This is a genomic window from Oxalobacteraceae sp. CFBP 8761 (assembly GCA_014841595.1).
GTDB lineage: Bacteria > Pseudomonadota > Gammaproteobacteria > Burkholderiales > Burkholderiaceae_D > Telluria.
On sequence record JACYUE010000001.1, the window covers coordinates 1666951 to 1684035 of the forward strand.

Consider the following 17085-nt stretch of genomic DNA (forward strand, 5'->3'; position numbering starts at 1 on the left):
TGAAGGGATGCAACAGTTGGCGAGGGATGAATGAGTGTTGTAAATATGGTACGCGCATGCGTAAAAAAACCGCCACGTCTTTCGACGGGCGGTTTATAGGGGCATCAGCCAGCTTTTAATTCGCAAACAATACCTGGGCAATAATTCCGGTGGCAATCGTCGCCAACACATAATCGTTACCGGTCTGGACCCAGTGATATCCACGGGGTGGCGCGCTCAGGTGGCGACCGCGCCAGTCATTGACCACGTAGCGATCATGGCGGTATTCCTTGTGCAGCTTGCCGCCGCGGCGCAAGTCGTGGCGTGGACCGCCACCGCGGGAATCGTCACGCCGATAATACTGGGCGCTGTCGTTGCGGTGCTTGCCATGATTGGCGCGCGGGCCGTCGTGGCGGTCATTTCGTTTGTCGTCGCGGCGATCATCGTCACGGCGATCATGATGCTGTTGTTGCGAATAGCCGTTGCGGTCGTGATCGCGATCGTTACCGTGATCGCCGCGTTGTGCAAAAGCGCTGCCACTGGCGGTAAAGGTCAATGCAATCAGTGCTGCGATGAACTTCGTTTTCATTATTGTTTCTCCTGGTGGCCGATCCGTTGAATCGATGAGTTCATTAGACTATGGGCGCCGCCTAACATGTTAAGAATTCCAGTAAGCAATGCTACAAAGTGTGTCCGTGCCGGCTGTCGCCATAATGTGTGAGAAATAGCGCATCGGCGCTGGATATACTCGGTTCGATCGATGCATTCAACCGGGAGGCGCTGTGATGGAAAAACGTCTGCAACAATGGCTGGTCGCGGCGCTCGTGGTGGCCGGCATTGGCGCGGCAGGGCTCATGTGGAGCAGCTCGACACGTGAAACGGTCGTCGATGTGGCCGGCGCAACGCCGCCGGATGCGCCACGTGCCGCCGTGCCCGAGCCGGCGCAGGCAGTGTCGGCAGCAGTGCCGGCGTCGGTGCTGGCTGCTGCCGTGAACCCGAACCTGAGCGCGCACGTGGCCGATCTGCTGGCCTCGCACGATCCGAACGATGCCTACGCGGCCTATATGCTCGTGTCGACCTGCGCGTCATTCAACCGGCGGCAGGATCTCGAGGTCCACGACAGCAAACTGGGTGCGAAACGCGCGCTGAACGCCGATGAACGCCGGAACATGACGCGCATGTGCGGCGCGATGACCGAGCGCGAGCGGCTGGCGCGGCTCGATTACCTGGCCACTGCCGTCAAGGCCGGCGTACCGGGCGCGGCCTGGATGCATGCTGTCGAAGGCCCGTTTGGCGATCCGAGTGCGTTGACGACGCGGCCCGACGATCCCCTGGTGCGCGAATGGAAGGCGACGGCGGCCAGCCAGCTCGACACGGCGGCCGAGGCGGGGGACACGACCGCATTGCTGCTGTGGGGGATGCAGAAGCTGACTGGCTCGGATCTGACGGACAAGCATCCCGTGCAGGGGTATGGCTATCTGGTCGCGGTTGGCCTGATCGACGCCCAGGTCGCGCAGCCTGGCGACCGGTCGCCGCAGATCTTCGCCGAGGGCAGCGGATTGCTGACCGCGCTTGGTGGACAACTGACGCAGGAACAGCGTGCGGCGGCGTTGGTGGAAGCGCGTCGCATCGCTGCGGCGGCAAAAGCGCGGCGTGAGCGCAGCGACAACAAGTCGGGCGTCATGCCGGCGTCGTTGGCGACCGGCGGATTGTCGGCTATGCCGGCGGGTCGTCGGGGCTGACCGTCGCGTTCAATATCGGGCTCAGTGTCGGGCTCAGAGTCGGGCTTAACAACGACGACACATACAGCAGCAGCTTGTCTTCGCTCGCGCCGAGGTCGAGGCCCGTGAGCTCGCCGATGCGGCGCAGCCGGTAGTCGAGGGTGTTGCGGTGGATGCCCAGCGCCTTCGCGGTGGCAGCCGAATTTTCGTTCTGCTCAAACCATGCGGACAGTGTCGCGCGCAGCATGGTGCGGCTCTTGTCGTGCGCGAGCCGCGCGATCGGCATGCGCAACTGGTGGGCTTGCCAGCCGCTGTCCAGGCCCGACAGCAGTACCGGCAAGGCCATCTCGTAATAGCTGAAGACCTGCTGCTGCGGATGGCGCGCGCGCCCAAGCCGGCTGGCGGTGCGCGCGCTGCCGTACGAGATCGCGGCGCCGTCGATGCCGGGCAGCGCAATGCCCATCGACAGCGTGAACGGCAGCGTGCATTCTTCGCGCAACAGCTGGGCCAGGGCATCGAGACGGCGCTGCGGCGGTGTCTCGAGTCCTTTGCGGGACGGCTCCCAGGCTTCGAGCAGCACCAGTTCGGCGGGGCCGACGGTGGCGGTGAGGGCATCGTCGCGGCGCGCCAGCAGCCGCATCTGCAGCAGCTGCACGGCGCTCGGCGCATGGTCCACCGCCGCCGGCACCCCCTGCAGTTCGACCAGAAACACGAGCTGCATGCGCTCGATGTCGATCCCGAGACGCTGCGCCCAGCCTTCGAGTTCGGCCCGTGCGCCCGGCTCGTAGCGGATCAGGTTGAGCACGAACGCTTCGCGGTAGCGTGAATGGCTTTGCAGCGTTTGGGTCAAGGCGGCCTGCTCGAGGATCATCTCGGCGCTGAGGCGTACCAGCTCGCCGAACTGGCGCACCGCGTCGGGCGCGCCGGACAAGCCCACCGCCCCGCAGATCTCGCCGCCGACGCACAGAGGCAGATTGATGCCCGGCTGGGCGCCGTGCAGCTTGTGCGCGGCCGCTGCATCGATTTCGGTGGTGAGCTCCTTGGCCAGCGCCAGAAGGGCGCCGGCATGCAGCTCGCCGACCCGCGCCGCGTTGCCGCTGGCGAGGATCACGCCGTGGGCGTCCATCACGTTGACGTTGAACGGGATGATGCGCATGGTGCGGGCGACGATTTCCTGGGCGAGGCCGGTGTCGAGAATGTGCATGGCGATCTCTGGATGGGAAGGGGCGTTTGTGATTATGCACAATTATGCCGGGGCGGTGGGCGATCCGGGCGGGTGGGGTTGGCATGCTGATTGGGTATGTCGACACTGGTTTTGTCATCAACTTGTGCACATGCCTGAAAAAAGGCAGGAATCAGGCGGCTTGAATTGTGCGTGTCGCCGACGCTTGCCAGCCCTTGTTTGGTTGATAATCTCGATGATTACATGACCATATATTCGGAGACAGCATGAGTACCATTGCCAGCACCCCCGGCGCGAGCCTGCTCGAAGGCGCCTATCGCAAGGCCACGTGGCGCCTGATCCCCTTCATCTTCGTCTGCTACTTCTTCAATTACCTGGATCGCGTCAACGTCGGTTTCGCCAAGCTCGAGATGCTCGACGCGCTGCAACTGAGCGAGACCGTGTATGGCCTGGGCGCCGGCATCTTCTTCATCGGCTACGTGACCTTCGGCGTGCCGAGCAATCTCATCCTGCACAAGCTGGGCGCGCGGCGCTGGATCGCGGTGATGATGATGACCTGGGGTGCGCTGTCGGCCTGCATGCTGTTCGTGAGCACGCCGGTTGAATTCTATGTGCTGCGCTTCTTCACCGGTGTGGCCGAGGCAGGCTTCTTCCCGGGCATGGTCCTGTACTTCACCAAGTGGTTCCCGGCGCACAAGCGCGGCCAGGTGATGGCGCTGTTCATGTCGGCCATTCCCGTCTCGGGCCTGATCGGCGGCCCGCTGTCGGGCTGGATGCTGAGTCACTTCTCGGCCGGCCAAGGCGGCATGGATGGCTGGCAGTGGCTGTTCCTGCTGCAGGGCATCCCGACCGTGCTGTTGGGTGTCGCGGTGCTGTTCTACCTGAACGACAGCCTGGCGCAGGCGCCATGGCTGACTGCCGAAGAAAAAACGGCGATGCAGACGGCGCTCGACGAGGACGAGGCGCAGCGCTCGAGCGGCACGCATGCGGTGCATTCGTTTGGCGCCGTGCTGCGCGACTGGCATGTGTGGATGCTCGGCTTTATCTACTTCAGCATCCAGATGGGCGTGTATGCAATTAACTTCTGGCTGCCGTCGATCATCAAGTCGCTGGGCTTCGAAAGCGCCACGACGGTCGGCTGGCTCAGCGCGATTCCTTACCTGTTCGCCGGCGTCTTCATGGTGCTGGTGGGCCGCTCGGCCGACCGCCGGCGCGAACGCCGCTGGCATCTCTCGGCACCGCTGCTGATGGCGCTGGCCGGCCTGCTGCTGGCTGCGAACTTCTCGGATAACGTGGTGCTGGTGATGATCGGCCTGAGTCTGGCGACGATGGGCGCACTGACCGGCCTGCCGATGTTCTGGCCGCTGCCGGCGGCTTTCCTGGGCAGCGCGGCTGCGGCCGCGGGCCTCGCCCTGATCAATTCGATGGGCCAGATCGCCGGCTTCCTCAGCCCGTTTCTGGTGGGCTGGATCAAGGACGCCACCGGCAGCACGGACATGGCGCTGTACATCCTGTCGACCGTGCTGTTCATCGGCGCGATGCTGGTGCTCGTGGTGCCTGCGCGCCTCGTCAATCGTTGATCGGAGCGGACCATGTACATCGTGATCGCCCCCGATTCATTCAAGGAAAGCCTGTCGGCGTTGGAAGCAGCCAGCGCCATCGAGGCGGGTTTCCGTGACATCTTCCCTGACGCCAGCTACGTCAAGATCCCTGTCGCCGATGGCGGCGAAGGCACCGTCGACGCGATGATTGCCGCAACGGCCGGCCGCCGCGTCGACCTGCGCGCCACCGGTCCGCTGGGCACGCCCGTCGATGCCTTCTACGGCCTGACGGGCGGCGACGTCATCGCCGTGATCGAGATGGCGGCCGCCAGCGGCCTGGAACTGGTCCCGCCGGCCGCACGCGACCCGCTGCGCGCGACCAGCCGTGGCACGGGCGAATTGATCCTCGCCGCGCTCGACGCCGGCGCCCGCCGCTTCATCCTCGGCGTGGGCGGCAGCGCCACCAACGACGGCGGCGCCGGGATGCTGCAGGCACTGGGCGTGCAACTGCTCGACGCGCAGGACGCGCCACTGGCGCCAGGCGGCGCGGCGCTGGCCAACCTCGCGCGCATCGATATCACGCAGCTCGACGCACGCGTGCTCGATTCGGTGTTCGAGGTGGCCTGCGACGTCAGCAACCCGCTGGTCGGCGTGAATGGCGCCTCAGCCATCTTCGGCCCACAAAAAGGCGCGACGCCGGCAATGGTCGCCCAGCTCGACGCCAACCTGCGCCACTTCGCCGCCGTCATCGCACGCGATCTGGGCCAGGACGTGGCCGATGTCCCGGGTGCCGGCGCCGGTGGCGGCATCGCCGCTGCAATGCTGGTCTTCCTCAAGGGCCGTCTGCGGCCGGGCAGCGAAATCGTCGCCGACGCGGTCGGCCTGGACGCCGCCGTCGCGCTGGCCGACCTGGTCATCACGGGCGAAGGCCGCATCGACAGCCAGACCGTCAACGGCAAGACCCCGATCGGCGTGGCCCGCGTGGCCGTGCGCCACGGCAAACCAGTGATCGCCATCGGCGGCTGCCTGGGCCACGACGCCAGCGCCGTCCACGCCCACGGCATCGACGCCACCTTCAGCACGATCATGAAAGCCGGCACGGTCGCCGAAGCCCTCGCCAATGCCGAATTCAACCTCCGCACCACAGCCCGCAACGTCGCCGCCACACTCAAACTCGGCCAATCCCTCTGACCCCAACCCCTAATTAGGGTCAGAGTAGAATTATTGAGCAATTGATCCGATTTCTCCACAATGAGGGTCAGAGTCGAATTATTGGGCAATTGCTCGGCACCGCCAACAAGTAGGGTCAGAGTCGATTTATTGGGCAATTCCCAAAAGTTGTCAAACAATTCGACTCTGACCCTAATTGTTACATGGCTGCTGAGTCTGCCTGACAATTAGGGTCAGAGTCGAATTGTTGAGCAATTGTTTTGGCAGCTAGCCCGCCAGTGGCTGCTGCAGTGCGGTTAGCGGCCGATCCAGGCGGCGCCGGGCCAGGCGCCGCTCAGGACCATTTCTTTCATCAGGCTAACCAGTTCTGGCGCGGCTGCCACGCTGACCGGGGACGCACGGCGGGTGGCGGCGCGTGCCAGCACGATGCGGCGTGACAGGTCGGGGGTGCCGACCGGTGCGCCTGACAGCGTGCCGTCGCGCAGTTCGTCGAGGATCGCGGAGCTGGGCAGGATGCTGTAGCCGAAGCCTTTGTTGACCAGCGATTTCTGCAGGTCGAGGGCATTCGTTTCGGCCACCACGTCCACACTGATGCCGGCCACCGCCAGCGCGTGTTCGATGATGCTGCGCAGCCCATGCGGTGCGTTCGGCAGGATCATCGGCCGGTCGCGTAGCTGCTTGAGCGGGAACGGCGTCGATGCGTCGATTTCGCCCGGAGGCCCGATCACGTACAGGCGTTCATCGAGCAGCGCTTCGACCTGCAGGCCGTGCGAGGCGCGCGTGTCGTACAGCAGCGCCAGCTCGACTTCACCGGCTTCCAGCCACTGCACGACATTGCCCGCATAACCGACATTGATGCCGACCGTGACAGCGGGGTGCTTCGCGCGTACGCGCGCCACCAGTTCGGTCGCCAGCAGATTGCTGGTGCTGGCCAGCAGGCCGATCATGAGCCGGCCCGAGATCGCATTGGCGGCCGGGCCGATTTCGGCGCGTGCCTTGTCCAGTTCACGCAGCGCGCGCCGGCCGTATTCGGCCAGCGTGCGGCCGGCGTCGGTCAGCACCATGCCATGGCGCTCGCGCTCGAACAGCAGGGCGCCGCATTCTTCCTCCAGCATCCGGATATGGCGCGACACGGCGGGCTGTACCAGGTGCAGCAGCTCCGCAGCTTTGGTGGCACTGCCCGTTTCGGCAATGGCGATGAGCGTGCGGATCTGCTTGATGTCCATGGTCGTCCTTCAACTGATCGAGCCATCAACATAAGCTATTCCTGAGCTACCTGCAATACCGGGCTGTGATCCTCACCAGCCATGCGTCCACGTGATCGTGGAATCACTTTTTTCTATTTCTGCGTGATACCCATTCAAATTTATGATGGATCTCGATCCCACCACGCGACTGGTTCGTCATGCCTGCCATCCCCCGTTCCTACCTGTTCGTCCCCGGTAACCGCCCCGAGCGTTTTGCCCGCGCGGCAGCCAGCGGCGCCGGCGCCGTCATCGTCGACCTGGAAGATGCCGTCCCGCCCGCAGACAAGGATGCTGCGCGCATGCAGGTGGCAGGGGCGCTCGATCCGTCCATGCCCGTCGTCGCGCGCATCAACGCCGAAGGCACGCCCTGGTTCGAAGACGACCTGGCCCTGTGCCGCCACGCGGGCGTGGCCGCCATCATGCTGCCGAAAGCGGAGTCGGTGGAAAACCTGCAGCGCGTTGCGCAGCTTGGCCTCCCGGTACTGCCGCTGATCGAAACAGCCGCCGGTATGGCGGCGGTCGACGCGCTGGCGCGGATAAAAGGCGTCGCGCGGCTGGCATTCGGCTCGATCGATTTCCAGTTCGACCTAGGCATCGAGGGCGATGACCAGGAACTGTTGTACTTCCGCTCGATGCTGGTGCTGGCCTCGCGCGTGGCCGGCCTGGCGCCCCCCATCGATGGCGTGACTGTGGCGCTGGACGATGAATTCCAGCTGCATGCGGACACCCTGCGCGCCCGCCGCTTCGGCTTCGGCGCCAAGCTGTGCATCCATCCGCGCCAGGTGGCGCCTGTCAACGCAGGCTTCCGGCCCACGGATGCTGAGGTGGCATGGGCCACGCGCGTGCTGGCTGCAGCGCGCGAGGCCAACGGCGCCGCTGTCGCCGTGGACGGCAAGATGGTCGACCGCCCCGTGATCCTTAGGGCGCAGCGCATCGTCGACGATGCAGCCCACTAGAACAAGATAACGACAGGAGATACACCATGGACAATCTGACCGCCTGGCAGGGCCGCACCGAAGAACGCCTCGACGTCATCACCGCGGCGCCGATCGCGGCGATGGCCGCGCTGCTCGACCGCGATGACCCGGCCCCGACCCCTGGCAGCGCCGTGTCGCCGCTGTGGCACTGGCTGTACTTTTTGCCCGTGCACCGGCAATCGCAACTCGGCCCGGACGGCCACGCGCTGCGCGGGGGCTTCCTGCCGCCGGTTGATCTGCCGCGCCGCATGTGGGCTGGCGGGCGCCTGCGCTTCATCGCGCCGCTGCAGGTCGGCGACCAGGCGCGGCGCGTGTCGACCATCGCCGACATCACGAGCAAGGAAGGCCGCAGCGGCAAGTTGGTCTTCGTGCTGGTGCGCCACCTGATCGAAGGTGCAGCCGGCGTGGCGATCGAGGAAGAACACGACATCGTCTACCGCGCCAATCCGCAGCCGGGTGATCCGGCGGCGGCCCCGGTGGCGGCGGACCTTGACCACGACTGGATCCGCGAAATCACGCCCGACCCGGTGCTGCTGTTTCGCTACTCGGCGCTGACCTTCAACGGCCACCGCATCCATTACGACCAGCCCTACGTGACGCAGGTCGAAGGCTATCCCGGCCTGATCGTGCACGGCCCGCTGATTGCGAGCCTGCTGCTCGACCTCGTGCGGCGCGAACGGCCGGCCGCTGTCGTGACCGCGTTTTCATTCCGCGCCGTGCAGCCGCTGTTCGACATCCACCGCTTCAGCGTCTGCGGCCGCGTCGAGCCGGACGGCCACACGATCACGCTGTGGGCCAAGACCCACGACGGCCAGCTGGCCATGCGCGCCGAGGCGCAACTGGCGTAAGCCACCCCAATAAAAACCAGGAGACCGCCATGCACAACGAGCACGATTTTGAAGACATCCGCGACGCGCTGCGCGCCCTGTGCGCCGAATTCCCGGCCGAGTACTTCCGCAAGGTCGACGACGAGCGTGGCTACCCCGAAGCCTTCGTCACTGCGCTGACACAAGCCGGCTGGCTCGCGGCGCTGATCCCGCAGGAATACGGCGGTTCGGGCCTGGGCCTGACCGAAGCCTCGGTCATCATGGAAGAGATCAACCGCTCTGGTGGCAACGCCGGCGCCTGCCACGGCCAGATGTACAATATGGGCACCTTGCTGCGCCATGGCTCCGAAGCGCAGAAGCGCCATTACCTGCCGCGCATCGCCAGCGGCGAACTGCGCCTGCAGTCAATGGCCGTGACCGAGCCCACCACCGGCACCGACACCACCAAGATCAAGACGACGGCCGTGCGCAAGGGCGACCGCTATGTGATCAACGGGCAGAAGGTATGGATCTCGCGCGTGCAGCATTCCGACCTGATGATCCTGCTGGCGCGCACTACGCCCCTTGCCGAGGTCACGAAGAAATCCGAAGGCATGTCGATCTTCCTGGTCGACATCAAGGACGCGATCCAGCAGGGCATGGTCGTGCAACCGATCCAGAACATGGTCAACCACGAGACCAATGAGCTGTTCTTCGAGAACCTGGAAATCCCGGCCGAGAATCTGATCGGCGAAGAAGGCAAGGGCTTCAAGTACATCCTCGATGGCCTGAACGCCGAGCGCACGCTGATCGCCGCCGAATGCATCGGCGACGGCTACTGGTTCATCGACAAGATCAGCAAGTACGTCAACGAGCGCGTCGTGTTCGGGCGCCCCATCGGCCAGAACCAGGGCGTGCAGTTTCCGATTGCGCGCGCCTACATCAACGTCGAAGCGGCGAACCTGATGCGCTTTAAAGCCTGCGCGCTGTTCGATGCGCACAAGCCGTGCGGCGCCGAAGCCAATATGGCCAAGATGCTGGCCGCCGAAGCGTCGTGGGAAGCGGCCAACGCCTGCCTGCAGTTCCACGGCGGCTTCGGTTTCGCGTCCGAGTACGACGTCGAGCGCAAGTTCCGCGAGACGCGCCTGTACCAGGTGGCGCCGATCTCGACGAACCTGATCCTGTCGTACGTCGCCGAGCATGTGCTTGGCCTGCCACGCTCGTTCTGAGGAGGCAGGCACATGACACCCATGACACCCCTGCGACCCCTCGACGGCATCACCGTCGTCACGCTCGAACACGCGATCGCGGCGCCGTTCTGCACACGCCAGCTGGCCGACCTGGGCGCGCGCGTCATCAAGGTCGAGCGACCCGGCAGCGGCGACTTCGCACGCGGCTACGATGAACGCGTGAATGGCCTGGCCTCGCACTTCGTCTGGACCAACCGCTCGAAGGAAAGCCTTACGCTCGACGTCAAGCATGCCGACGCCGATGCTGTGCTGGCGGGCCTGCTGGAACGCGCCGACGTGCTGGTGCAGAATCTCGCGCCCGGCGCGGCCGAGCGCCTTGGTCTGTCGTACGACGCGCTGAAGGCACGCCATCCGCGCCTGATCGTCTGCGACATTTCTGGCTATGGCAGCGACGGTCCGTACCGCGACCGCAAGGCCTACGATCTGCTGATCCAGAGCGAATCGGGCTTCCTGTCGATCACGGGCACGCCGGACGAACCATCGAAGGCCGGCTGCTCCATTGCCGATATCGCGGCCGGCATGTACGCGTACACGAACATCCTGGCTGCACTGCTGCAGCGTGGGCGCACGGGCGAGGGCTGCCGCATCGATGTGTCGATGTTTGAGAGCATGGCCGAGTGGATGAGTTACCCGCTGTACTACGCGTATGACGGCGCGGCGCCGCCGCCGCGCACCGGCGCCTCGCACGCGACCATCTTCCCGTACGGGCCGTTCATGGCCGGCGACGGCAAGTCGGTCATGCTGGGCATCCAGAACGAACGTGAGTGGGCAGCCTTTTGCGCCATCGTGCTGGAGGCGCCCGAACTGGCGACCGATCCGCGCTTCAACGCCAACGCGCGCCGGGTCGCAGCGCGCGATGAACTGGCGGCGCTGATCGTGGCAGCGTTTTCGACGTTGACGGCGCAGCAGGTGCGCGAGCGGCTGGAGCTGGCGCACATCGCCAATGCCCAGGTGAACGACATGCACGAAGTCTGGGACCATCCGCAACTGAAGGCGCGCGGCCGCTGGACCGAGGTGGGCACCGCCAACGGTCGCGTGCCCGCGATGCTGCCGCCCGGATTGCCGCACAACGTCACCCCGCGCATGGACGCCGTGCCGGCGCTCGGTCAGCATACCGATGCGATCCTGGCGGAGCTGGGCTACGACGCGGCGGCCATTGTGGCCATGCACGCGCAAGGCGCTGTCTAGCGATCAGCGATAAAAAAAGCCCGCGCCGCCATGATGGCGACGCGGGCTTTTTTACATTTCATGTATCAGTCGGCGAACGCGCCGTTCTTCTTGTAGATCGGGCCCCACTTGTCGATCTCGGCCTTCAGGTGTGTGCGCAGGCCTTCCGGCGTGGCCTTTGCATCCGACACCGGCTCGGCGCCCAGTTCGGCGAAGCGCGCCTTCACGTTCGGATCATTGAGCGCCTCGCGCAGCGCGACTCCGATGCGTGCTACCACCGCTGGCGGCGTGCCTTTTGGTGCGTACATGCCGTGCCACACATACATCTCGAAACCGGCCATCCCTTGTTCGGCCAGCGTCGGCAGGGCCGGCAGCGACGGGATGCGGGTCTTCGTCGTCGCGCCGTACACTTTCACGCGGTTGGTGCGGATGTAGGACGTCGTCTGCGTCGTCTGGTCGCACAACAGGTCGATCTGGCCGCCCAGCATATCGCTCAACGCCGGCGCCGTGCCCTTGTACGGAACGGTCGTCAGCGGTACGCCGACCGCGCTCAGGAACAGCATGCCGCACTGGTGAGACACGGCGCCCAGGCCCGCATGGCCCATTGTCATCGCGTCCTTTTTCGACTTGATCATCGCGATCAGCTCGGGCAGCGTATTGGCCGCCAGGTCCTTGCGCGCCATGAGCACCATCGGCACGTCGGCCACCTGGCCGATGTATTCGAAATCGGTCATGGGGTTGAAGGCCAGCTTGCGGTACAGCGTGGTGCTGGTGGCCATGCCGTTATGGTGCAGCAGCAGCGTGTAGCCATCCGGCGTGGCGCGCGCGATGCGGCCGGCAGCCAGCGTGCCGCCCGCACCAAGGGCGTTTTCCACGATGATCGATTGCTTGAGTGACTTCGCCATGGTCTGTCCGAGGATCCGGGCCACGACGTCGGTGGGCCCCCCGGCCGAGAACGGGACGACGAGGGTGATGGTTTTTTCCGGATAGTCGGCGGCCAGGGCCGCACTTGATGCGAGCAGGGCGATCGCGGTGGTCATTACCCTGCGTGTGATTGCGTGTGTCGGCATGCGTGTCTCCTGTTATAGGCTTTCGTGCTCGAGGCTGCGCCGCGCGAGGCGTTCGATGCAGGCAAGTCATCATAGAATTGAATGTCATGCACACGTAAATAACGTTTTCTGATGCCTCCATCAAAAAAGGCGATAGGTACTGCCGGTGCACGGTGTGCATCTGCAGCAAGTCTCGGTGTGCATGCAGCCGTCATTGAAAATGATTCTCATTCACGATAGAATCCCGGTTTGCTCCTGATTGCTGCTTCCTCTCATGTCCCTGTCCCTTTCCCTGCGTCCATCGCGCCTCGTTCTTGCCCTGTCCCTGGTGTTTCCTCATGCGTTTCCGGCAGCAGCGATGGCGCAGGAAGCCGATGGTGGCGCCATGCCGGCAGTGCGCGTAACCGCCGTAAAGGCGCAGGGGTTCATGCCCAACACGGTCGAAGCCGGGAGCTTTCGCGGCAGTGACGTGATGGATGTGCCATCGACCGTCAACGTCATCACGCGCGACGTGCTTGAGCTGCAAGGCGCTGCCGGCCTGTATGACGCAGTGCGCAATACGGCTGGCGTGACGCGCCAGCAAAACGGTGGCGACACATGGGACCAGTTGGTCATCCGTGGCATTGCTGTCGAAAACCGCACGAACTACCGCCTCAATGGCTCGCTGCCGATCATGAACTTCGGCCAGGTGTCGATGGAGAACAAGGAGCGCGTCGAGGTGCTCAAGGGCGCGACGGCGCTGTATTACGGCTTCACGTCGCCGGCCGGCGTCGTCAACTTCGTCACCAAACGCGCCGGCAGCACGCCGCTGACGACCGTCGGCGCCCAGGTCGACAGCAACGGGACGGTCGTCGCCACGCTCGACGCTGCGCGCCGCTTTGGTGTTGATGACGCGTTCGGCGTGCGCATCAACGCAGCCGGCGGCACACTTGGTTCGCACCTCGATGGCGTCGGCAACGGCAACCGCGGCTTCGCCTCCGGCGCATTCGACTGGCGCGTGAATGCCCGCGTGCGCGTGCGCGCCGATCTCGAATACGACAAGCGCCGCGTGACCGAGCAGGCCGGCGTCAATCTGCCGCCGGCCGTGGGCGGGGTGATCACGCTGCCGCGCGCGGTCGATCCGCGCCGTCCCGTCGGCCCCGACTGGGCCAGGTTTGAAACGCATGCACGCAACGCGCAGCTGCGCGCAGACATCGCACTGAATGACGCCTGGGCCTTGACGCTCGAAGCGGGCCACGCCGAAACGAAGCGCGACCGCTCGCTGCCGATCTTCCGCTTCAATAATGCGGCGAGCGTCGCGACCGGGGCCGGGCGCATCACCGGCAACCTGCAGCATGCCGACGTCGATTCGCGCATGCTGCGCGCTGAACTGGCGGGCCAGTTGCGCACGGGTTCCCTGACGCACGAGGTGACGCTCGGCGCGAGCGATACCGACAAGGGGCAGGCGCCGATCTTCCAGACCAACTACACGATCCCCGCACAGAACCTGTATGCGCCGCTGCCGGTGACGAACTTCTCGGTCGGTGCGCGGCCGGCGACGCCCACGACGGCGGCCCTCGATTCGCGCGACCAGGGCCTGTACCTTGTCGATCGCATCAGCATGGGCAGCTGGCAGTTCATCGGTGGCGTGCGGCGCGTCGACTACCGCAGCACGCAGGGCGTGAACGACTACGACGCGAGCGAGACGACGCCGATGGCGGCCGTCGTCTACCGCCTGCGTGACGATCTCTCCGTGTATGCATCGGCGGCCGAAGGCCTGGAAGAGGGCGAGGCCGCACCGGCCGGCACTGCGAACGAGGGCACGCGCATGGCGCCGGGCGTAAGCAAGCAACGCGAAGTTGGCGCGCGCTGGCGCACGGCCGGCGGCTTGCTGACGCAGGCGGCATTGTTCGAGATCGAGCGCCCCGGTTATTACACCAACACCGCGAATGTCTTCACCGCCGACGGCGAGCAGCGCTACCGCGGCCTGGAGCTGTCGTCGCAGGGCCGCATCCTGCGCAGTGTGGCCTGGCAGGCGTCGGCCCAGTGGCTCGATCCGGCCTTCCGCAATATCAACGCCGCGTACGACGGCAAGCTGCCCGAAAATGCGGCGCGCCGCACCGCCAGCACGTTCGTGGCCTGGGACCTCGATGCGGTGCCCGGCCTGGCGCTGACCGCCGGCGCGTACTACACGGGCCGCCGGCCCGTGAATGACCTGAACCAGGCCTGGCTGGGCGGCACGACGCTGTTGGGCGTGGGCGCGCGCTACATCGGCCAGTTCGCTGGCAAGCGCACCACGTGGCAACTCAATGTCGACAATGCGGCCGACAAACAGTACTGGGCCGGCGCCGGCACGCGCCTGAGCGCAGGCTTGCCGCGCCTGATCAAGCTGTCGATGAAGGTCGCGCTGTGAGTCGCTGGCGCCTGCCGTCGCTGCGCGCGGTCTGGTTCCAGCTGCACTGGTTCGTCGGCATCACGGCCGGCACGCTGCTGGCTGTCATCGGGCTGACCGGCGCCATCATGGCGTTCGAGGACGAACTGCTGGACGTGTTCAATCCGGGCGTCATGACGGTCGACGCCGAAGCACGTCCGCCCCTGGAACCTGCACAGCTGCTGCAGGCGGCGCAGCGTGCACGTCCCGGGGAGCGTGTGGTGAGCATCGTGCTGGAAGCGGATCCGGGCAGCACGGCGCTGGTGCGCTTTGCCGCACCGCCGGGCGAGCGGCGCGGTCCGGACGTGCGCGTGCACCCGTACAGCGGCGCCGTCTTGCCGTCGCTGCGTTTCGAGGCCGCGTTCAACTGGGTCGAGGAACTGCATCGCTGGCTGCTGCTGCCGCGCGCGCCGGGCCGTCTCGTGCTGGGCATTCTGGCGCTGTGCCTGGTGGGTCTCGCGCTCAGCGGCCTGTATCTGCGCTGGCCGCGCAAACCCGCCAACTGGCGCACGTGGCTGACCTTCAATACCAGCCTGCGGGGCCGCTCGTTCCTGTGGGCGCTGCACGCGATTGCCGGCACCTGGGCGCTGGTGGCTTATCTGATCGTCGGTGGCACTGGCATCTACTGGAGTTTTGACGTCGTGCGCGACACGGTGCAGGGCTGGGCCGGCAACGAGCGCCGGGCCGCGACCGAGACGATGGCGAAGCCACGCGAACGCAAGCGCGCAGCAACGCCGGATGGACCGGCCGCACTCGATCCGGCCTGGAACACCTTCCTCGCGCACGCGCCAAACTGGGCCAGCGCGACGATCCGCCTGCCGGAACGGGGCAGCGGCGCCTACCAGCTGACATGGATTGCGCAGGACGGCCCGCACGAGCGCGCCCGTAACCGCATGTCGCTTCGCGCCAGCGACGGCGCACTGCTCAAGAACGAGACCTACGGCGCGCAAACCCTTGGCCAGCGCGCCTTGACCACGATCCGGCCGCTGCACACGGGCAGCTATTTCGGCTTGCCGGGGCGGGTCATCATGATGCTGGCCAGCCTGGCCTTGCCCGGCTTTGCCATCACCGGCTGGCTGCTGTACCTGGGCCGGCGCCGCCAGCAGCGTGCACTGGCGCGCGAACGGGCGCTTGCCATGACGAGCGAACCCATAACGCCAGGCGCCGGCGCACCGATTCTGCTGGCCTTTGCGACCCAGGGCGGCCAGGCTGAACGGATCGCGCTGCACAGCGCCGCGGCGCTGCGCGCCGGTGGCCGCGCGGTCGATCTGCGTGCGGTGTCGGCGCTCAGTCCGGGCGAACTGGCTGGCTACGACCACGCGCTGTTCGTGGCGGCGACCTTCGGCGACGGCGAGGCGCCGGATGCCGCGCGCCGCTTCACACGCGAGCTGCATGCAGGGCCGCTGGTGCTGGCCGGGTGCAAGTACGCGGTGCTGGCGCTGGGCGACCGCAATTACGCGCGCTACTGCGGTTACGGCATCGCGCTTGACGAGCGCCTCGGGGCGCTGGGCGCCACGGCGCTGTTCCCACGGATCGATGTCGACCAGGGCGACGCTGCGGCGCTGGGCCGCTGGATGCATGCGCTGGGCACACTGGGTGCGGCCGCCGGCACGCAGCCCGCTGCCAATGACCCGGCACCGATGACCGACTGGCGCCTTGTCGCGCGCACGCTGTTGAATCCCGGTAGTCTGGGCGCGCCGCTGTATGAAATCGTGCTGCAGACGACGGCAGATCAGCAGTGGCAGGCCGGCGACCTGCTTGATGTCGCGGCGCGCCACACTTCGGCGACCGTCGACGCCTGGCTGGCGGCCAGCGGCCTGGATGGCGCGGCGCGCGTGACCTGGCAGGGCGAACCCCAGCCGCTGCGCGAGGCGCTGGCCTGGAGCGAACTGCCCGGCGTCGGGCATCCATTCGCATCGACGCAGGAATGCGCCGATGCACTCAAACCGCTGGCGCCGCGCCGTTATTCCATTGCCGGCATCCCGCAGGACGGCGCATTGACGCTGCTCGTGCGCCAGCAGCGCCACGAGCAGGGGATGGGCCTGGCATCCGGCTGGCTGACTGCGCATCTCGCCGTCGGCGGGCTGGTCCGCGCAAGGCTGGCGACGAACCCGGGCTTCCATGGTCCGCAGGATGCGCGGCCCTGCATCTATATCGGCAACGGCTCGGGCATGGCCGGCCTGCGCGCGCACCTGCGCAGCCGCGTGCTGGCCGGGCAGCACCGCAACTGGCTGCTGTTCGGCGAACGTCAGCGCGCCTTCGACAGCCTGTGCATCGGCGAGATCGCCGCGTGGCGCGCCGCCGGCGCGCTGCCGGAATGCGATCTGGTATTTTCGCGCGACGACGCGCCCGAGTATGTGCAGGACCGCCTGCGCGCACGCGCCGACACGCTGTACGAATGGGTCGAGCGCGATGCGGTCATCCATGTCTGCGGCAGCCTGCAGGGTATGGCGGGGGAGGTCGATGCGGCGCTCGCGGCGATTCTCGGCGAGACCGGGCGCGATCGCCTCATCGACGCAGGGCGTTACCGGCGCGACGTGTACTGAGCGTGAATTCTCTGCGCACCGTCAGTTCGTCCCATCCCG

Annotated in this window: 13 protein-coding genes; 9 read left to right on the top strand and 4 right to left on the bottom strand. The window is 66.2% G+C overall.

The features are described from left to right. Positions 1 to 115: 115 nt before the first annotated feature. Entirely contained in the window at positions 116 to 568 is a 453-nt protein-coding gene (locus tag IFU00_07440; protein MBD8542107.1) for an RcnB family protein, read from the bottom strand. Between the two features lie 196 nt (positions 569 to 764). Here IFU00_07440 and IFU00_07445 point away from each other — a divergent pair, with 196 nt between their 5' ends. Next, entirely contained in the window at positions 765 to 1721 is a 957-nt protein-coding gene (locus tag IFU00_07445; GenBank protein MBD8542108.1) for a hypothetical protein, read from the top strand. Here IFU00_07445 and IFU00_07450 read toward each other — a convergent pair. Continuing rightward, the gene (locus IFU00_07450) at positions 1696 to 2904 is read right to left on the bottom strand and encodes a helix-turn-helix domain-containing protein (protein ID MBD8542109.1); all 1209 of its coding nucleotides are present in this window, start codon (positions 2902 to 2904) and stop codon (positions 1696 to 1698) included. The two genes, IFU00_07445 and IFU00_07450, sit on opposite strands and share 26 nt — an antisense overlap. Before the next feature lie 245 nt (positions 2905 to 3149). Between IFU00_07450 and IFU00_07455 the strand changes: the two genes are divergently transcribed. Both IFU00_07455 and IFU00_07460 read left to right on the top strand, forming a co-directional pair. Then, positions 3150 to 4463: an MFS transporter gene (locus IFU00_07455; GenBank protein MBD8542110.1), complete on the top strand. Its 1314-nt coding sequence runs from the start codon at positions 3150 to 3152 to the stop codon at positions 4461 to 4463. 12 nt (positions 4464 to 4475) lie between these two features. Continuing rightward, a complete protein-coding gene (locus IFU00_07460) occupies positions 4476 to 5615 on the top strand; it encodes a glycerate kinase (GenBank protein MBD8542111.1) in 1140 nt (379 codons plus the stop codon). Positions 5616 to 5890: 275 nt separating this feature from the next. Here the strand turns inward: IFU00_07460 and IFU00_07465 are convergent, their stop codons facing one another. Continuing rightward, entirely contained in the window at positions 5891 to 6820 is a 930-nt protein-coding gene (locus IFU00_07465; GenBank protein ID MBD8542112.1) for a LysR family transcriptional regulator, read from the bottom strand. A gap of 179 nt (positions 6821 to 6999) precedes the next feature. Here IFU00_07465 and IFU00_07470 point away from each other — a divergent pair, with 179 nt between their 5' ends. Genes IFU00_07470 through IFU00_07485 form a run of 4 tightly spaced genes read left to right on the top strand, consistent with a single transcriptional unit; the run spans position 7000 to position 11062 of the window. Beyond that, the gene (locus tag IFU00_07470) at positions 7000 to 7797 is read left to right on the top strand and encodes a CoA ester lyase (protein ID MBD8542113.1); all 798 of its coding nucleotides are present in this window, start codon (positions 7000 to 7002) and stop codon (positions 7795 to 7797) included. Between the two features lie 26 nt (positions 7798 to 7823). Continuing rightward, complete coding sequence (locus tag IFU00_07475) at positions 7824 to 8666, top strand: MaoC family dehydratase N-terminal domain-containing protein (protein MBD8542114.1); 843 nt, start codon at positions 7824 to 7826, stop codon at positions 8664 to 8666. Positions 8667 to 8695: 29 nt separating this feature from the next. Further along, positions 8696 to 9853 (top strand): acyl-CoA/acyl-ACP dehydrogenase, encoded by a 1158-nt coding sequence (locus IFU00_07480; GenBank protein ID MBD8542115.1) that lies wholly within the window; start codon positions 8696 to 8698, stop codon positions 9851 to 9853. Positions 9854 to 9883: 30 nt separating this feature from the next. After that, complete coding sequence (locus IFU00_07485; protein MBD8542116.1) at positions 9884 to 11062, top strand: CoA transferase; 1179 nt, start codon at positions 9884 to 9886, stop codon at positions 11060 to 11062. 65 nt (positions 11063 to 11127) lie between these two features. Here IFU00_07485 and IFU00_07490 read toward each other — a convergent pair whose 3' ends face one another. Beyond that, positions 11128 to 12111 (bottom strand): tripartite tricarboxylate transporter substrate binding protein BugD, encoded by a 984-nt coding sequence (locus IFU00_07490; GenBank protein ID MBD8542117.1) that lies wholly within the window; start codon positions 12109 to 12111, stop codon positions 11128 to 11130. 253 nt (positions 12112 to 12364) lie between these two features. On the opposite strand from IFU00_07490, the gene IFU00_07495 reads away from it, so the two are divergent. Together IFU00_07495 and IFU00_07500 are read left to right on the top strand one after the other, a co-directional pair. Further along, a complete protein-coding gene (locus tag IFU00_07495) occupies positions 12365 to 14482 on the top strand; it encodes a TonB-dependent siderophore receptor (GenBank protein ID MBD8542118.1) in 2118 nt (705 codons plus the stop codon). A gap of 11 nt (positions 14483 to 14493) precedes the next feature. Beyond that, positions 14494 to 17046, top strand: a complete 2553-nt coding sequence (locus tag IFU00_07500) for a PepSY domain-containing protein (protein MBD8542119.1) — start codon at positions 14494 to 14496, stop codon at positions 17044 to 17046. Positions 17047 to 17085 lie beyond the last annotated feature (39 nt).

Coding starts and splice junctions, on each gene's coding strand:
- IFU00_07440 (MBD8542107.1), bottom strand. CDS start 568: ATGAAAACGAAGTTCATCGCAGCACTGATTGCATTGACCTTTACCGCC.
- IFU00_07445 (MBD8542108.1), top strand. CDS start 765: ATGGAAAAACGTCTGCAACAATGGCTGGTCGCGGCGCTCGTGGTGGCC.
- IFU00_07450 (MBD8542109.1), bottom strand. CDS start 2,904: ATGCACATTCTCGACACCGGCCTCGCCCAGGAAATCGTCGCCCGCACC.
- IFU00_07455 (MBD8542110.1), top strand. CDS start 3,150: ATGAGTACCATTGCCAGCACCCCCGGCGCGAGCCTGCTCGAAGGCGCC.
- IFU00_07460 (MBD8542111.1), top strand. CDS start 4,476: ATGTACATCGTGATCGCCCCCGATTCATTCAAGGAAAGCCTGTCGGCG.
- IFU00_07465 (MBD8542112.1), bottom strand. CDS start 6,820: ATGGACATCAAGCAGATCCGCACGCTCATCGCCATTGCCGAAACGGGC.
- IFU00_07470 (MBD8542113.1), top strand. CDS start 7,000: ATGCCTGCCATCCCCCGTTCCTACCTGTTCGTCCCCGGTAACCGCCCC.
- IFU00_07475 (MBD8542114.1), top strand. CDS start 7,824: ATGGACAATCTGACCGCCTGGCAGGGCCGCACCGAAGAACGCCTCGAC.
- IFU00_07480 (MBD8542115.1), top strand. CDS start 8,696: ATGCACAACGAGCACGATTTTGAAGACATCCGCGACGCGCTGCGCGCC.
- IFU00_07490 (MBD8542117.1), bottom strand. CDS start 12,111: ATGCCGACACACGCAATCACACGCAGGGTAATGACCACCGCGATCGCC.
- IFU00_07495 (MBD8542118.1), top strand. CDS start 12,365: ATGTCCCTGTCCCTTTCCCTGCGTCCATCGCGCCTCGTTCTTGCCCTG.